Origin of the sequence: Streptomyces sp. NPDC099050 (assembly GCF_044759865.1) — a bacterium.
Classification (GTDB): Bacteria; Actinomycetota; Actinomycetes; order Streptomycetales; family Streptomycetaceae; genus Streptomyces.
Genome location: NZ_JBIWAE010000001.1, coordinates 676898 through 692412 on the forward strand (window position 1 = coordinate 676898; position 15515 = coordinate 692412).

A 15515-nucleotide genomic window follows, 5' to 3' on the forward strand; every position below is an offset into this window, starting at 1 on the left:
AAACCGGATTCCGTACCGCCCCGGACTTCTTACGGGTGGTGCGTCACAGCGCCGGGTGGGCGTTCTTCATGAGCTCCTGGAACTGCGCCGAGAACCACCGGCCCGACAGCGGCGCGTTCGGGAGGGACCCCGACATGCTGTTGCCGTTGCGGGCGTTGCCCGTGTACGTCGGGTCGCACATGCGGTCGAAGCCCTTGCCCTCGTCGTTCGGGATCTCCTTGCTCGCCCCGTCCGACTCGCCCGGCGGCTTGATCCACACGTACGCGTCGATGCCTGCGGCCGGGGCGGCCTGCGGCCGCTCGCCGAGGCCGGCGCCGGACTGGTTGCACCAGTTGCCGAGGTGGATGCGGCGGTCGTAGCGGCCGCCGTTGACATAGGTGTCCACGCTGGTGAGCGCGCCGGGTCCGGTCGGCCGCGCCGTGCCGCCCCAGCCGTTGCGGGAGGTGTCGATCAGCATGCCGAGGTTCGCGTCGAAGCCCAGGGACACCAGCTTGGTCCGCATGGCCTGGGCGTAGGAGAGCTCGTCCGTGTACCGGTTCCAGTCGACCCACTTCGACTGGCGTACGGAGGTGCCGTTGACGGAGTCCTCGATCTTGAAGTGGTCCTCCTTCAGTGCGCTGTAGTTGGCCGTGTTCACGATGAAGCCGTGCACCTTGGCGAGCGAGGAGCCCTCGGCGGTCGCCGCCTGCTTGAACATCTCCGCGGAGGCGCCGAAGTTGTCGTCCCAGCCGAGCCAGCCGTGGTGGCCCGCGTCCACGTAGTTGTAGACGTTGGCGATGGAGCCGAGCTTGTTCAGTGCGTAGCCGACCCCCTTGACGTAGTTGCCGTTGGCCTTCATCACGTCGCAGTTGGCCGTGGCCGTCGGGCGTCCGGTGACGTTGGTGACCAGGTTCGGCAGCGAGTCGATCTCGACGGTGGTGACGATCCGCAGACCCGCGTACTTGGCGTCGGCGAGGATGGCGGCGATCGGGTCGATGTACTGCGTCTTGTACTTGTCGATCTCCGTCGGGCCCAGCTCGCCGTTGGAGGCGAGCGCGGCGCAGTCCCGTCCGGGCAGGTTGTAGATCACCAGCTGGACGACGAGCTCGCCGCTGCCCTTCTGCGCCAGCGCCGCGTCCAGGTGGGCGCGCAGCCCCATCGAGCCGCTCGCCCCCGCGATGGCGGCGGTACGGTCCAGCCAGACGCCGGTGGGCTGGTTCGACACCTTGGTGCCGCCCGGCTCGGCGGCGGCCTTGGCGGACCACTCGGGGTTCACGTACACCTTGGCGCCCGCGTACGGGTTGTCGGCCTTGCCGCCCGACGGCGGCGGGGTGGTCGGCGGGGTCGTGGGCGGCGTGGTGGGCGGTGTCGTCGGGGGAGTGGTCGGCGGCTGGGTCGGGTCCGTCGCGCCGTTGCAGGTGACGCCGTTGAGCTTGAAGGTCGCGGGAACGGCGTTGGTACCGCTGTGCGCGCCGTTGAAGCCGAAGGAGGTCGAACCGCCCGTGGCCAGGCTCCCGTTGTACGAGAGGCTCCTGGCCGTCACGGCCGCCCCCGACTGGGTGATCGTGGCGTTCCAGCCCTGCGTGACCTGCTGGCCGTTCGCGTAGGACCACTCCAGGGTCCAGGAGGCCACCGGGTCACCGGTGTTGGTGACGATCACGTTCGCACCGAACCCGGTGTTCCACTGGTTGGTGATCTGGTACTCGACCTTGCAGCCCGCGGCGGCTGCGCCGGCGGAGGTGCCGAACACGGTGGCGGTCGCGCCGGCGGCGGTGACCAGGCTGAGGGCCGCCAGCAGGGCGGTGCGCCTGGTCGTACGGGACGTGGTGCGGGGAGTCGTGCCGAGTGCTGATGTGCGGCTCATTTTCGTGGATTGCCTTTCAGTTCAGGGCGCGCAGGTGGTTGCGCAGCCCGATGCCGAATGCGGTGGGGGTGCCGTCGTAGGAGGTGATCAGGGCCGGACCGGAGCCGCAGCTCCAGGTGTTCCAGGTCCAGCCGAGGTACGAGAGGGAGCGGTCGTCGAACCACTTCATGACGCGGTCGACGAACGCGTGCGCGCAGGTGTTCTCGCCGATCTCTCCCGCCACGAGCGGGACCCGGGCGGCGACCGGGGCGAGAGTGGAGTCCCAACAGGCTTCGTTGGAACAGGTGTTGAAGTTGTAGACGTGCCATGCCGCGGCGAGATTGCCCGTCGGGTCGGTGGGGGAGTGGGCGAGCCACTGGCTCAGGTCGTTGGAGTAGGCGATGCCGGGGACGAGGACGAGATTGCGGGCGCCGGTCGCGCGGACGGCGTCCACGAGGTCCTGCATGCCGGCGACCTCGTAGCCGATGCCCGGACACGTGCCGCCGTCGCGCCAGCAGGTCCATGCCTGGGCGGTGGTGGGGGTGGCCCGGTCCGGATAGGGCTCGTTGAACAGGTCGAAGACGACCCGCCGGTCGTTCTTGAAGGTGTTGGCCACCGAGGTCCAGAACGCCGGGCCGTACCGGGCGTCCGGCATCGGCTTCTGGCAGGAGGCGTGCACGTCGGCGCACCCCGAGGAGTTGCCGGTGTACTGGCCGTAGGTCCAGTGCAGTTCGACGACCGGGGTCATGCCGTGCGCCAGGACGCGGTCGACCAGTCCCTTGACGGCGTCGGCGTAGTTCGCGCCCCGGTACTCGGGCTTGATGGTGTCCACGCCGAGCCAGCACTCCTCGTTGAGGGGAATGCGGACGGTGTTGGCCTTCCAGTCGGCGATGGCGCGCACCGAGGCGTCGTCGACGGGACCGTCGAAGATGCCGTGGCCCTGGACGCACATGAACTCGCCCCCGGAGCGGTTGACTCCGAGGAGGCGGCGGGTGGCACCGGACCGGTCGGTGAGGCGATTGCCGGTGACGCTCAGTTCGGGCGCCCCGGAGATCGGGTCGGTGGGTGTGGGTGTGGGTGTCGGGCCCGTCGGAGTGGGCGTGGGTGTGGGTGTGGGTGTGGGTGTGGGCGTGGGTGTGGGTGTGGGCGTCGGATTCGGTCCGGGTCCGGGTCCGGGTCCGGAGTCGGAGGTGCAGGCGGCTCCGTTGAGCGTGAACGCGCCGGGCGCCGTATTGGCGCCCGACCACGAGGCGATGAAGCCGGTGGTCACGCTCGCACCGGTGCCGAGCGTGCCGTTCCAGCTCTCGTTGACCGCCGTGACGGCCGACCCGGCCTGGGACCACTTGGCGCCCCAGCCCTGACTGAGGGCCTGGCCCGCCGGGAAGCCGAAGCCGAGGCTCCAGCCGTTCAGTGCGGAGGCGTTGTTGGTGACGGTGACCGAACCCTGGAACCCGCCGGCCCATTGGCCGACGACCGAGTACGTCACCGTGCACGAGGGTGCGGCCGCGGCTCCTGCGGCCGTACCCGTGACGGCGAGCGCGCAGCTCACCATCGCTAGCGCTGCCGCTGTGAGCAGCGCGGACGTGCGTGGGGGGTGTCGCATGAGCGAGTCCTTGCAGCGAGGGCGCGCTGTGACGGCGCGCCGACTGACGGATTCGCTCCCACTGGTTGGGGCCAGACCGTAGCGGCAACTGAAGCCAAGCAACAGAGGAGTTGAGGAAATTTCCGTGGGAATGGCTTCGACTCTTCACGGACCTTGACGGCGTTGAGTCCCGTCTGCACAGTGGGAGCGCTCCCACTGGTTCAGGGCTTGTGCCCACCCTCCCCGTAAGCCGTCATCACCGAGCCGAAAGGAGAACCATGGCCGTGCCGGTCCGGCGCCGCGCCCCCTCAGTCCACGCGGGGAGTTTCGAGGCGGGCGACGAGTTCCTCGACGAACGCCTCCAGGTGGGGCGGGCGCGGGCCGGTCCGTGTCGCACAGAACCAGGTACGGGTCAGCGGCTTCGCGCCGATCCTGACCAGGGCGAGACCGTGCGAGGCGACGTACGGGGCGGCGACCCAGTTCGGCAGCACCGTCACGCCCTGGCCGCCCGCCACCATCTCGACCACCAGGTCGGTCACCACCGGCATGGTGGTGATGCGGGCGGGACGGGCGCCGGCGGGGATCGGCAGGGGCATCGACGGGATGCGCTTCTGGTCGTAGAAGTCGTAGAGGACCAGGTCCGCGCCGTCGAAGTCGCGGGCGGTCAGGTGTGCGCGGGATGCCCACCGGTGCCCGGCGGGCACCACCGCCATCATCTCGTCGTCGAACAGCCTGGTCAGGGACACCCGGTCCATCTGCAGGTCCGGCTTCGTGACCAGGGCCACGTCGACCAGATCGGCCAGCAGCGCCGGAATCGGCGCATCGTCGACGACGGTCTCGATCCGTACCTCGATGTCCGGCTCGCGCACGCGGAAGGCGCGCAGGACCGGCGGCAGCCACGGGAAGGTGGTGCTGCACTGTGCGGCGAACCGCACGCGCCGGTCCCGCCCGTCGCGGAGCTCCCGCAGGTCCCGCGAGGCCGATTCGAGTTCGCCGAGGACGTGGCGGGCGGCGACCAGGAGCCGCCGGCCGGCGGCGTTGGGGATCAGGCGGCGGCCCTTGCGGTCGAAGAGCTGCATGCCGAGACGGGCCTCCAGCCGGGTGAGCCGCTGGCTCAGTGCCGGCTGGCTGACGTAGAGCCGCTCGGCGGCGGCGGTCAGGGAGCCCGCTTCCGCGGTGGCGTCCAGGAGTTCCAGGTCACGCAGATCCACATCCATAACGCTGGATTATCACATGCTCCAATTTCCGTCGTGGTGTTATGGATTGAGGGCCCCTAGCTTTCTGGAGACGGCCGCCGGGACTCCCCGGCCCCACCCACGAAAGGCACGAGCCACATGACGGCCACCCAGACCACCGCGACCACTGCGACGACCACTACCGAGACCGAGACCGAGACCGAGACCGTGACCGCGACCACGGCCATCGTCACCGGATCCTCCAGCGGCATGGGCCGCGACATCGCCCGCGCCTTCCTGGCGGCCGGCGCGAACGTCGTACTCAACGGCAGGGACGCCGGCCGCCTCGCCAAGGCCGCCGCCGGCCTGGGCCACCCCGAGCGCACCGCGTGCGTCGCGGGCAGCATCGCTGACCGGGAGACCGGCGAAGCCCTCGTCCGCACGGCACTCGATCGCTTCGGGCGGATCGACGTCCTCGTCAACAACGCCGGCACCTTCGAGCCGAAGCCCTTCGCCGAGGTGACGGAGGAGGAGCTCGACGGCTATCTGACGGGCAACCTCAAGGGCACCTACCTCACCACGCAGGCGGTCGTACGGGCCCTGCGCGCCCAGGGACGGGGCGGCAGCATCGTCAACATCGGGACCGTGCTGGTGGACCACGCGCTGGCGGGCTTCCCGGCCACCGCGCCCGTGGTCAGCAAGGCCGGTGTGCACGCGCTGACGACGAGCCTCGCCGCGGAGCTCGCCGCCGACGGGATCAGCGTGAACCTGGTCGCGCCGGGCATCATCCGCACGCCCCTTCACGAGGCCTCCGAGGTCGACTCCTACGGCGGTCTCGCCCTCCAGGACCGGGTCGGCGAGGTCGCCGAGATCTCCGACGCCGTGCTCTACCTCGCGGGCGCCGGGTTCGTGACCGGCCACGCCCTGCGGGTGGACGGCGGCCACGTCACCGGCCGCCGCATCTGACACCGCTGCCCCTGCCGCCACCGCCCCGCCACCGCCACCGCCACGAGAAGAGGAATCCCCGTGCCGTACGTCAACGTCAAGATCACCCGTGAAGGCGCCACCGCGTCGCAGAAGGCCGAGATCATCGCGGGAGTCACCGACCTGCTGGTCAAGGTCCTCGACAAGGACCCGGCCACCACGTTCGTCCTCATCGAGGAGGTCGCCCTGGAGGACTGGGGCGTGGGTGGCGTCCCGACGGACGAGTACCGCCGCCGCAACCGCGCCCGCGACTGAGGCCGGCCCCGTGCGGAGGCCGGACCTGCCCCCGCCAGGCGGTGCGCGGGGGCGGTCGGCGTGCGGGTCAGGTGCTGCGCAGGTCCAGCGCGCACAGATCCGGTCCGATGAAGGGCAGCAACCGCACCCTGGCCCCGTCGGCCTCCAGGAGGCCGTCCAGGACGCCTTGGTGGACGGCGCACACGACCTCGGGCCGGGCCCGGGCCAGCTCCCGGTACGGGCACGCGTCCAGTAGTACCCGCCGGGTGCCGGGGTCGGGTCCCGGCGCGTCCCGGGGTGCGAAGCCCATCCGGGCGGCCGCGGCGAACACCCGCTCCGCCGCGGGCCCGCTCCCGGCCAGCCGCCGTCCCCAGTCGAGGCCCGCCTCCCGGGACGCGCCCGGACCGCCCCCGACCGCCTCGGCCAGGGCCCGGGCCAACTCCCGGAAGGGGCCGTCCGCCGGCTCCTCCTGAGGATCGGGCCGGGCGGCCGCGTACCGGAGTCTGGGCCGGCCCCGGCCCGGCCCGGCCGAGGCGGTGGCCGTGACCAGGCCAGCCTCGGCAAGGGCGGCCAGATGGTGGCGGACGGTGGCGACGGAGAGCCCCGTGGCGGCGGCCATGTCAGCCACCCCCAGCAGTCCGTCCGCCTCCCGCAGCAGTGTCATCAGTCGGCGACGCGACGGTACGGCCAAGGCGTGGTGGACGCGCTGAACATCCACATCGCGGGGCTGGTCGGGCATGGCCCCAATATAAACGATGCCCATGGCTTAAAAGCGGAGGAAGCCGCGATCTCCGCCTCCTCTCCGGTGCCCGCCCGGGGGTGGTTTCTGCGGGCTGTTATCGTCCGTCCATGCCCGAACTGATCACGCCCACCCCCCGTCTGCACGCCTCCTGGCTCGCCGCGCAGGAGGAATGGGGGTCCGACTCCCACATGGACGGCGCCGGGCTCTCCTCCGACGACGACGTGGACAGTCCGGAGGGTTTCGCCGCGTGGACGGAGCGGCTGCGGGCGTACGGGGACCATGCGATCCCGCCCGCGTCCGGACGTGTGCATGCCACCTACTGGTGGATGGCCGAGGGGGACGAGTACCTGGGCGCCATCGACCTGCGCCACCACCTGAACGGGTTCCTGCTCGACGCCGGAGGCCACATCGGCTACAGCGTGCGCCCCTCGGCGCGCCGCCGCGGCCTGGCCACCTGGGCCCTGGGCGAGGTCAAGTACGAGGCACGCCTGCTGGGGATCGATCGCGTCCTCCTCACCTGCGACCCCGGGAACCAGGCCTCGATCCGCACGATCGAGGGCCAGGGCGGCGTACTGGAGGACGTCCGCGAGACCCTCATCGGCCCCAAGCGGCGTTACTGGATCGACCTCTAGGGCAGCGCCACGGTGAGATCCACCTCGACGAGCTGTCCGGGAAAGCCCAGCTGGGCAACGCCCAAGAGCGTGCTGGCGGTGGTGAACGCCGGCCCCAGGGCGGACTCGGTGAGCCGACGCCATGCGACTGCGAGCATGTCCCTCTCGTCGCTCCGCACGTAGATCACTGACCGAACCACGTGTCGCGGCTGTGCACTCGACGCGGCCAGGGCGATGAGCGCGTTCGCGACCACCTGGTCGACCTGCGTCTCGAGGGAACCGGCACCGACGAGGTCACCGTTCCGATCGAGCGGGCACTGTCCCGCCAGGTAGGCCGTACGCCCTGCCTCCACCACCGTGATGTGGTGATAGCCGGGCGTCGCGTGCAGCTGCTCGGGGTTGATGCGGGTGATCTTCTCAGTCATGTCCGCGAGTCTGCCCAGCGTGGCGCCGACGCGCACCGCAATTTCCCCGCCGGCAAGCACTCCGCGGCAACCTCAGGTTGAAGAACAAGCCAGGTGCGCGTACCGCCTACCGCGACGCCGGACGCTGCGGGTGTGGCGGGAACGCCGGAGCCGCGGGTGCCGGGCCCAGGGTGGTGGTGCCCGGGGCCGCGCGGTGGCCCAGGCCCGTGCGGTAGGCGTCCAGTGCCGCCTCGGTGCGGCCGGCCCGGCGCAGCAGATCGCCCAGGAGGCGGCACAGGTCCGCGAGGTCGCCCGTCGCCCCGCTGCGTTCCAGCAGAGCCAGGGCCTGTACGTAGTGCTCCTCGGCCGACTCGGGTTCGCCCCGTTCCTCGGCCATGAGGCCGAGGAGCCGGTGGGCACCGCCCGCGTGGACGGCTCCGTGGCTGTCTCCGAGTGCCAGCAGCGCCGAGAGCAGCCCGGCGGCCTCCTCGTACCGGCCGAGCCGGCGCAGTACGTCGGCCAGCTCGACCTCGACCTGCGCGGTGTACAGGGCCGCCCGGCCGGCCGAGAGCATGTCCCGGGCCGTGCGCAGTTCCCGCTCGGCGGAGGTGAGGTCGCCGTTCTGTGCCTGTACGTAGCCGCGCATCCAGTGGCAGTGCGCGAGGTCGGTCCGCAGCTGTAGCTGCCCGTAGATCGCCTGGGCCTTGGCCAGGGAGGCGTCGGCGTCGGCCACCCGCCCCTCGGTCAGGAACGTCCGCGCGACCTGCCGGTGCATGCCCGCCACCAGGGCCGGGTCGGTGACCTGGGGGGCCAGGGCCAGGGCGAGTTCGGCGGCGTGGGCGGCCCGGGCGTGGGCGCCCATGTCGATGTACGGTCCGATGACCGCGGCGTAGAGCAGGAGCAGTGCCTCGGGGTCGGCCAGCCCGCTCGCCCCCAGCTCGTCGATGGTCGATTCGAGCAGGTAGCAGGCGTAGCGCAGTTCCCCGGCGAGCAGGTGCGCCACGGCGCGGCCCCGGATGGGGCGGGCGCGGCGGGGGAGCGGCTCGTCGGCCAGGAGGCGTTCGGCCGACTCGAAGTAGCCGATCGCGGTGGGCAATTCGCCCGTCTCGAGAGCGCAGTCGCCCAGTCCGAGCAGCGCCCCGGCCTGTTCCTCGGTGAGCCCGAGCTCCTCCGCCTCGGCGAGCAGCCGCCGGTAGTGGACGGCGGCCTCGACCGCCGCGCCCGAGGCCAGGAGCTGCTGGGCGTCGATGAGCGCCAGGCGTAGCTCGGTGGCCAGGGCGGCGGGGCGCCCGGTGGCCAGTTCCTCGTAGGAGGTGCCGAGCCGTTCGGCCAGGAAGCGCAGCGCGGCCTCGGAGGGGCGCACCTTGCCCGACTCCAGCGTGGAGACGTAAGCCGGGGTGTACGAGGGTTCCGCCAACTTGCGCTGGGTCAGGCCGAGTTCGGTGCGCATGCGCTGAACCCTGCGGCCGATCTGGGCCGGTTCGTCCATGGGATCCCCCTGGTTGCTCGAACTGCCCAGTATTCAGGGGGAGCAGGGGATTGCGCACCCGTCACGCGCCACCTAATTTAAGCAACCGATTCACTCTACTTACACACCCGCTTAACTCCCTTCATCGCAGGAGGACTTCATGCACCACGTCAGACGCCCGGCCGCCGCCCGGGCGGTCCTGCGGGCAGCCGTCGCGGCGGCTTGCGCGACCGCCGCGCTGCTGGCCGCCGGACCCGTCCGCGCCGCCGACGCCCCGGTCGCGCCCCGGCTGGTGGTGGAGATTCCGGGCCCGGAGCAGGGCGGTGACGCCGGATCGGGCCACATTCGTGTCCCCGCACGCGCCGACCGACCGACCGGAACGGGCGCCCGGCTCTCCGAAGCGGAGCGCGCGGCGGACGGCGAGGTGGCCAAGATCGTCGACAACGGCCCCACCGCCGACCGGCTGGACGTGGTCGTCATCGGCGACGGCTACACGGCGGACGAGCTGGCGAAGTTCCACGCCGACGCCCGGGCCAAGTGGGCCGAGGTCAGTGCCGTGGAGCCGTACGCCACGTACCGGAACCTCTTCAACGTCTGGACGGTCGACGCCGTGTCCCGGGAGTCGGGCGTCTCCGGAGACCCCGACCGGGCGGCCGTTCGGGACACGGCCCTCGGCGCGTACTTCTGGTGCGAGGAGATCGAGCGGCTCCTGTGCATAGACCAGCTCAGGGTGGACTCCTACGTGGCCAAGGCGCCCGAGGCCGACCTGGTGTTCGTCCTAGCCAACAGCGCCAAGTACGGCGGCGCCGGCTACAACGAGCCCAGCGCCACCCTCGGCTACGAGGGCATCTCCACCGCCTCTGCGGACAACGCCAAGTCCGGCCAGGTCGCCATCCACGAGACGGGCCACTCCCTCGGCAAGCTCGCGGACGAGTACTTCTACCCCGGTGTCCCGGACTACGAGAGGTACACCGGGCCGGAGCCCGCCGAGTCCAACAGCTCCACGCTGTCCGCCGACCAGATGGCCGCCCGGCGCACCAAGTGGCACCGCTGGCTCGGCGAGCCCTCCCCGGACGGCGGCGCCGTCGGCGCCTACGAGGGCGGCGGCTACTTCGTCACCGGGCTCCGGCGGCCCACCGACAACTCGCTGATGCGGGTCCTGGGCAAACCCTTCAACCTGCCCGGTGTGGAGGCGATGATCGCCGGCTTCCACCAGCACGCGAGCACCGTCACCCCGCTCACTCCGACGGACCGCACCCTGCGGACGCGGCACACCGCGAAGGCGGCCGTACCCCGGCTCACCGGCGCCGACGGCCGGCAACTCCTGGTCCGCTGGTACCTGGACGGGCGGGAGGTCAGGCGACTGGCGGGCCGGACCGAGGTCACGGTCGCGGAGCTGAGGCTCCCCGACGCGCGCATCCACACCCTGTCGGTCACCGCCGAGGACCGGACCCCCTCGGTCCGCGACCCGGAGATCGCCCGCACGCTGCGCTCCACCGTCGACTGGAACGTCCGCCGGTAGGCGGTGGCCGGGGCGGGCGGCGCGACGGTCCTGAGCGCCGAGGCCCTGCTCGAACGGGTCTGTGACCAGAACGCCGACCCGTTCACCGACACGGTCGCGGTCACCATGGGCCGCCCGCGCCGCGAACTGGGCGCCCCGCAGATCATCACGACGACCCCCGGCGTGGGCTACCGCATCACCGCGCCCGGGACCGGCGGGATGGCGTAGAGGTGGGCGGATAATGGCACGGCACGTACCGAGCGGAGAGTTGAAGAGACGATGACGCTGCAAGAGGGCCTGCGGGTGAGGCTGGCCGCCGACACCCGGCTGACCGACTGGGTCGCGATGACGGAGGACCCTTCGGGGTCGGCGGGGGCCGTCGTCGGTTCGCTGTCCCTGGCGGCGGGCACCGAGGGCACCGTCGTACGGGTGGTCGAGCACGACCGGCAGACCGCGGAATCCCGCGAGTACGAACGGCTGAAGTCGCTCCTCGACGCCTACGGCGCGGGGATGCCGGCGGAGAGCAAGAAGCAGCTGGAGGAGAAGGTCGCCGGGCTGGAGCCCGCATGGACCGCCTACCGGGCCGACCCGCTGCGGGTGACCGTCCGGGTGCGCTTCGACAACGGATTCATCCTCGACGACGCGCGCGAGGACGTCTTCCACCCCGCCTGACGGGCCCTTACGGGGCCAGGGGCCGCGTCCACCGCCGCCTCGGCGTGCAGGCGGGCGGTGGGGAAGAGCGGTACGGGGCTGTCCGCGGGGCCGATGAGCAGCTCGATCTCCGTGCACCCCAGGACGATCCAGGCGGCCCCGGTAGAAGTCCTGTTCCATCGTGAACGCGGTGCCCAGCAGCCCCACCCCGCGCGGTCCGGCGCCGCGGACGGCGGCGGCCGTGGTGTCCGCCAGGTGCAGGAGCGGGACGGAGACGGCGGCCTGGACCGGGTCCGCGACCTTGTGCATGGTGTTGGTGCAGATCAGCAGGAGCTCCGCGCCCGCCGCTTCCAGCGACCGGGCGGCATCGGACCTGGATGTTGAGGGCGGCGCCGGCCCGCAGGACCATGCCGGCGCCCAGGCCGAGGGCCACGACCAGGGCCAGGGTGAGGGTGGAGGGCTGCCACACGTTGAGGACGCCGATCGCGAGCAGCACGCCCGCCACGACCCCCAGGATCCGCTGCAGCGTGGTGCCCAGGGCCGTCATCGGATCACCGCGCAGCGCCACCAGGGGCACCATCGCCGTGAACACCGGCGGCTGGTCGGCGCCCAGCCACAGCGCGGCCTGCCAGGCGGCGGCCACGGTGACCACGATGCGGGCGGCGGCCGGACCCTCGGTGCGCAGGAGCTCCCGGGCCCGCCCGGCCCGGTGCGCCGTGGAGGCGCTGAGGTCGGTCATCCGTACTCGGCCCGCTCAGCCGGGATGGATCCGGTCGACGCCGTACCACTTCGACACGCAGGCGGCGGCCCAGTCCCGCTCGTAGGTCTGCGTGTAGAAGGGCTCGGCGAGACCGCCGATGTGCAGGGGCCGGTACGCCACGTCCGTGGCGCCCCGCTCGATCTCGGCCCGGATGCGCGCGTCCTGCGCGTCCCAGGCCACCGAGCGGGTGACCGTGGCCGTCGTCAGCCGCCGGAGCTCGGGGAGCAGTACGGCCACCGAGGCCAGCGCCAGGCAGCCCGCCGCCACGACGCAGGCAAGGAACGCCGTGCCGGCGCTCCGGTGCGCCCGGAGCCGCCGCCCGCCCCAGGCCCCCAGCAGGGCGCCGTAGCCGCAGAGGGCCAGCTCCATCGGAACCAGGTAGCTCGTCCAGGTCCGGGCGTACGTCCACCCGTCCGGCCCGTAACCACTGCGCAGGCCCACCACCACGGCGAACGAGCCCAGCAGTACCACCGGCACCGGGAGCAGGAGCAGGGCGACGAGCGTTCCGCGCGGTACGGTCCTGCGCGCCTCCCGCCTCCCCGGCACGGGCCCGCACCGCCGGCCCCTCCCCAGGACCGCCGCCAGCCCCAGCAGGACGCCGACGGCCGCGGCTCCGAGGTAGGCCGGCCGGCCGGCGACGAAGTCCCACATGCGCAGCCAGTCCCCGAAGGTGGCCCGGAGCTCGGCCGGGGACAGCATCGACTCCTTCGCCGGCTGCTGCGCCCGGCGCCACCGGGCACCCGGGGAGGTGTAGAGGACGACCAGACCGCAGACCAGGCCCGAGCACCAGACGAGGCACCAGGTGAACGGCCGCCAGTCCCGCGCCAGTCCGAGCCGGGGCAGGCAGAGCAGCCCGACGAGCGCCGCGAGGAGGCCACTGACGAGCGTGAACGGCTCGCTCAGGGTGCCCATCGCGAAGCCGACGAGGAACGAGCCGGCCAGTCCGGCCACCCGGACGGCGGTACGGGGATGGCCGGCGGTCCGCAGGGCCAGCAACAGCACCCACACGCCGACGGCGCTCGGCACGGTGTGGGAGATCGAGGCGGGCGCCCACAACAGCACCTGATAGCTGCGGGGTCCCGCGAAATAGACCAGCGCCTGGACGACCAGGGCGCACGCGGTCAGGACCAGCACCCGGGGCCCGCCGCCGAGGAAGCGCACGAACTCGCGCCCCAGCAGGACCAGTCCGAGGGTGAAGCAGACGGCGATGACCGTCGGCAGGATCTGGGCCCCGGCCAGTCCGTCGCCGTAGACGAGACCGCTCAGGAAGGCGTTGGTGATCCGGCCGTTCTGCGTCATGTAGAAGTCGGAGGTGATGCCGAAGACGCCCATGTCGCGGGCCTTCCAGCCGGCGCACCAGTCGTCGGACGTGGGCCGCACGTACAGGCCGAGGAAGCAGCCCACGGCGATCAGCGCACCGGCCGCGGCGACGAGGACGGCACCGGCGCCGGGGAGCACCCCGCGCAGGAGCGTGCGGGGGCGGCCGCCCCCGTGGCGGCCGGCATCTGGTCCGCTGCCTTCCGGTCCGCCGCCTTCCGGTGCGCTGCCTTCCGGTGCGCTGCCTTCCGGTGCGCTCTCTTGCTGCCGCGCACCATGGAGCCTGGTGGCCCCGGGCCCGGCGTGCTCGTGCGGAGCGCGTTCGGCGCCGTCGTCGCCGCCGCCCTTGCCCTCGCCTTCGCCCGCAGCAGTGCTCATGTACCCGCCCTTCGCAGCGGAACCCGGACGGGAGGGGCGGCCGACGCACCCGCCCCCCACGGTGACCGGCCGGCCCGCGGACACCCATGATGTGCACGGCCCGCGACCCCCGGCATCCCGGGAGCGCCAGGCCGGTTACGCGGCCGCGGGGCCCCTGTACTCCCCGGTCACCCGCGCGGCGCGCGCTCCGTGGCAGCCTCCGCACGGCTCGCCCAGGATGGGGGGCCAGGGTCCGCGCGCACGCGGGCCCGGCGGAGGGAGCGGCGATGCCCGGTGTCCGGCCCGGTCGTTGGGCGGTCGTCACGGCGGCCTTGGCGAGCGTCGCCGTGCCCGTGTGCACCCCGGGACACCCCACCCCGGGACACCCCACCGCCCGGCACCCCGCGCTCCCCACCCGGTATGAGGCCGTGCACCCCACCCGCGACAGCGGCCCGGCGCCGCTCGCCGTGCTCACGGGTCACCGGGGCCGGGGTGAGGCGGAGCCCGGCCACGCGCGCCTGGCGGCCCTCGCGGTCCCCACGGCGGGCCTCCTGTCCAACACGACCACCGCCGAAGGCGTTCCGCCTTCCCTCGCCGCGGACGCGCGCTACGTCCGGGGGAGCCACGTCCTGCGGCTGGCCTCGGGCCGGTGGATGTACCTCCCCGACGCCAGGACGGCCTCGGCCGTGGTCGCCGCCGGCCATCCGGCGGCCCTACGGCAGATCGAGGCCAGCCGCGCCTGGCTGGCCTCCGGCCGGGTCCCCGGCGCCTCGCCCGAGCGGCGCGCGGCGGCGGAGCGGGCCCTGCTGGCCATGCGCGCCCTGCTCCGGCCGAACGGCGCGGTGGCGGCGGGCTGGAGCCACGGCTGGAAGTACTCCTGGCCGCGCGACTCCAGCTTCGCCGCCGCGGCCTTCGCGCACACCGGACACGACGCCGAGGCCCACCGGATCCTGCGCTACAGCGCCGCGACCCAGCGCGCGGACGGCGCCTGGGAAGCGCGTACGAAGCTCGACGGATCCGGGCCGCCCGACGCCAGGGCCCGGCAGCTCGACGCCAACGGCTGGGTCCCCTGGGCCACCTGGCAGTGGTACCAGGCGGCTCCCCGGGCCACCCGCCGGGCCAGGCTGGCCACCCTCTACCCGATGATCCGCAAGGCCGCCGATCACGCGGCGGCCTCCCTGCGGGCGGACGGACTGCCCCCGGCGTCCCCCGACTACTGGGAGCTGACCACGGCCACCGCGAACATCGGTACGGCCGCACCGCTCCTCGCCGGGCTCAACGCCTCCGCCGACCTCGCCCGGGAGGCGAACCGGCCCGGGGACGCGGCCCGCTGGGCCCGGGCCGCGCGGCGGCTGTCCGCCGGGATCTCCGTACGCTTCCTTCCCCTGGGGTACCGGCGGACCGTCGACGGACGCCACGGGCACGACAGTGCGGTGGCCTTCATGGCGCCTCCCTTCAACGAGGCCCCCGCCGGTCTGGCCGGGGCGCTGGACACCACGTACCGGGAACTGCTGCTGCCCAACGGCGGGCTGACCCCAGGGAACGACCCCGGGGCGCGCTGGGGCGCGTACGCCTGGACACCCAGTACGTCCTTCTTCGCGCTCGCGTGGGCCGGGACGGGCCGGCCCGAGAGGGCCGGACGGGTCATGGACTGGGTCCTCTCGAAGCGCAACGCGCTCGGCGAACTGCCGGAGAAGGTGGACGGGTCCGGCCGGCCCTGCTCGGTCGCCCCCCTCGCGTGGACGGGCTCCCTCGCCGTCCTGGCCCTCGTGGCACTGGACGGCCCGGGGCTCCCGACCCCGCCCCTGCGCGCCTAGAAGACTGATGAAGATGTTGGGTTCTGGCTCCGCCGCGTCAGCGGCGGGGCCAGACTGGTTGTTGTGGTTCAAGGGGAGTGGGTCGGGGAG

The 15515-nt window shown here is 72.8% G+C and carries 13 protein-coding genes and 2 pseudogenes; 7 read left to right on the forward strand and 8 right to left on the reverse strand.

Annotated elements, in window-relative coordinates; genetic code table 11:
• Positions 1-43: 43 nt before the first annotated feature.
• The 3 genes from ACIQV3_RS02955 to ACIQV3_RS02965 form a co-directional block, all read right to left on the reverse strand.
• The gene (locus tag ACIQV3_RS02955; protein WP_403709074.1) at positions 44-1843 is read right to left on the reverse strand and encodes a glycoside hydrolase family 6 protein; all 1800 of its coding nucleotides are present in this window, start codon (positions 1841-1843) and stop codon (positions 44-46) included.
• Between the two features lie 16 nt (positions 1844-1859).
• Positions 1860-3425 (reverse strand): cellulase family glycosylhydrolase, encoded by a 1566-nt coding sequence (locus ACIQV3_RS02960; RefSeq protein WP_403709076.1) that lies wholly within the window; start codon positions 3423-3425, stop codon positions 1860-1862.
• A 287-nt stretch (positions 3426-3712) separates the two neighbouring features.
• Positions 3713-4621, reverse strand: coding sequence for a LysR family transcriptional regulator (locus ACIQV3_RS02965; RefSeq protein WP_403709078.1), 909 nt, complete (start codon positions 4619-4621; stop codon positions 3713-3715).
• 117 nt (positions 4622-4738) lie between these two features.
• Here ACIQV3_RS02965 and ACIQV3_RS02970 point away from each other — a divergent pair, with 117 nt between their 5' ends.
• Together ACIQV3_RS02970 and ACIQV3_RS02975 are read left to right on the forward strand one after the other, a co-directional pair.
• Positions 4739-5545 (forward strand): SDR family NAD(P)-dependent oxidoreductase, encoded by an 807-nt coding sequence (locus ACIQV3_RS02970; protein WP_403709080.1) that lies wholly within the window; start codon positions 4739-4741, stop codon positions 5543-5545.
• 60 nt (positions 5546-5605) lie between these two features.
• The gene (locus ACIQV3_RS02975; RefSeq protein ID WP_327308822.1) at positions 5606-5818 is read left to right on the forward strand and encodes a 4-oxalocrotonate tautomerase family protein; all 213 of its coding nucleotides are present in this window, start codon (positions 5606-5608) and stop codon (positions 5816-5818) included.
• Between the two features lie 67 nt (positions 5819-5885).
• Here ACIQV3_RS02975 and ACIQV3_RS02980 read toward each other — a convergent pair whose 3' ends face one another.
• Positions 5886-6536, reverse strand: coding sequence for a helix-turn-helix transcriptional regulator (locus ACIQV3_RS02980; RefSeq protein WP_403709082.1), 651 nt, complete (start codon positions 6534-6536; stop codon positions 5886-5888).
• A 110-nt stretch (positions 6537-6646) separates the two neighbouring features.
• Here ACIQV3_RS02980 and ACIQV3_RS02985 point away from each other — a divergent pair, with 110 nt between their 5' ends.
• Positions 6647-7171: a GNAT family N-acetyltransferase gene (locus tag ACIQV3_RS02985; RefSeq protein ID WP_403709084.1), complete on the forward strand. Its 525-nt coding sequence runs from the start codon at positions 6647-6649 to the stop codon at positions 7169-7171.
• On the opposite strand, the gene ACIQV3_RS02990 is transcribed toward ACIQV3_RS02985, so the two are convergent.
• On the reverse strand, positions 7168-7575 hold the full coding sequence (locus ACIQV3_RS02990) for a RidA family protein (protein ID WP_403709086.1): 408 nt from the start codon (positions 7573-7575) through the stop codon (positions 7168-7170). The genes ACIQV3_RS02985 and ACIQV3_RS02990 overlap by 4 nt on opposite strands.
• Before the next feature lie 106 nt (positions 7576-7681).
• Positions 7682-9043, reverse strand: a complete 1362-nt coding sequence (locus ACIQV3_RS02995; protein WP_403709088.1) for a tetratricopeptide repeat protein — start codon at positions 9041-9043, stop codon at positions 7682-7684.
• A 139-nt stretch (positions 9044-9182) separates the two neighbouring features.
• Between ACIQV3_RS02995 and ACIQV3_RS03000 the strand changes: the two genes are divergently transcribed.
• From ACIQV3_RS03000 to ACIQV3_RS03010, 3 genes and pseudogenes are all read left to right on the forward strand, one after another.
• On the forward strand, positions 9183-10544 hold the full coding sequence (locus ACIQV3_RS03000; RefSeq protein WP_403709090.1) for a M64 family metallopeptidase: 1362 nt from the start codon (positions 9183-9185) through the stop codon (positions 10542-10544).
• Positions 10545-10547: 3 nt separating this feature from the next.
• Positions 10548-10751: pseudogene (locus tag ACIQV3_RS03005) on the forward strand (winged helix-turn-helix domain-containing protein); the annotation flags it as partial.
• Positions 10752-10802: 51 nt separating this feature from the next.
• Positions 10803-11195 (forward strand): hypothetical protein, encoded by a 393-nt coding sequence (locus tag ACIQV3_RS03010; protein ID WP_403709092.1) that lies wholly within the window; start codon positions 10803-10805, stop codon positions 11193-11195.
• Here ACIQV3_RS03010 and ACIQV3_RS03015 read toward each other — a convergent pair.
• Positions 11099-11546 (reverse strand): annotated as a pseudogene (locus ACIQV3_RS03015) (aspartate/glutamate racemase family protein); the annotation flags it as partial. The gene ACIQV3_RS03010 and the pseudogene ACIQV3_RS03015 sit on opposite strands and share 97 nt — an antisense overlap.
• Before the next feature lie 382 nt (positions 11547-11928).
• A complete protein-coding gene (locus tag ACIQV3_RS03020) occupies positions 11929-13629 on the reverse strand; it encodes a DUF6056 family protein (protein ID WP_403709094.1) in 1701 nt (566 codons plus the stop codon).
• 266 nt (positions 13630-13895) lie between these two features.
• On the opposite strand from ACIQV3_RS03020, the gene ACIQV3_RS03025 reads away from it, so the two are divergent.
• Complete coding sequence (locus tag ACIQV3_RS03025) at positions 13896-15425, forward strand: hypothetical protein (protein ID WP_403709096.1); 1530 nt, start codon at positions 13896-13898, stop codon at positions 15423-15425.
• Positions 15426-15515: the final 90 nt, after the last annotated feature.

Bases quoted from the DNA above. Each gene is read 5' to 3' on its own strand.
- ACIQV3_RS02955 (WP_403709074.1), bottom strand. From the start codon at position 1,843: ATGAGCCGCACATCAGCACTCGGCACGACTCCCCGCACCACGTCCCGT.
- ACIQV3_RS02960 (WP_403709076.1), bottom strand. From the start codon at position 3,425: ATGCGACACCCCCCACGCACGTCCGCGCTGCTCACAGCGGCAGCGCTA.
- ACIQV3_RS02965 (WP_403709078.1), bottom strand. From the start codon at position 4,621: ATGGATGTGGATCTGCGTGACCTGGAACTCCTGGACGCCACCGCGGAA.
- ACIQV3_RS02970 (WP_403709080.1), top strand. From the start codon at position 4,739: ATGACGGCCACCCAGACCACCGCGACCACTGCGACGACCACTACCGAG.
- ACIQV3_RS02980 (WP_403709082.1), bottom strand. From the start codon at position 6,536: ATGCCCGACCAGCCCCGCGATGTGGATGTTCAGCGCGTCCACCACGCC.
- ACIQV3_RS02985 (WP_403709084.1), top strand. From the start codon at position 6,647: ATGCCCGAACTGATCACGCCCACCCCCCGTCTGCACGCCTCCTGGCTC.
- ACIQV3_RS02990 (WP_403709086.1), bottom strand. From the start codon at position 7,575: ATGACTGAGAAGATCACCCGCATCAACCCCGAGCAGCTGCACGCGACG.
- ACIQV3_RS02995 (WP_403709088.1), bottom strand. From the start codon at position 9,043: ATGGACGAACCGGCCCAGATCGGCCGCAGGGTTCAGCGCATGCGCACC.
- ACIQV3_RS03000 (WP_403709090.1), top strand. From the start codon at position 9,183: ATGCACCACGTCAGACGCCCGGCCGCCGCCCGGGCGGTCCTGCGGGCA.
- ACIQV3_RS03010 (WP_403709092.1), top strand. From the start codon at position 10,803: ATGACGCTGCAAGAGGGCCTGCGGGTGAGGCTGGCCGCCGACACCCGG.
- ACIQV3_RS03020 (WP_403709094.1), bottom strand. From the start codon at position 13,629: ATGAGCACTGCTGCGGGCGAAGGCGAGGGCAAGGGCGGCGGCGACGAC.
- ACIQV3_RS03025 (WP_403709096.1), top strand. From the start codon at position 13,896: ATGCCCGGTGTCCGGCCCGGTCGTTGGGCGGTCGTCACGGCGGCCTTG.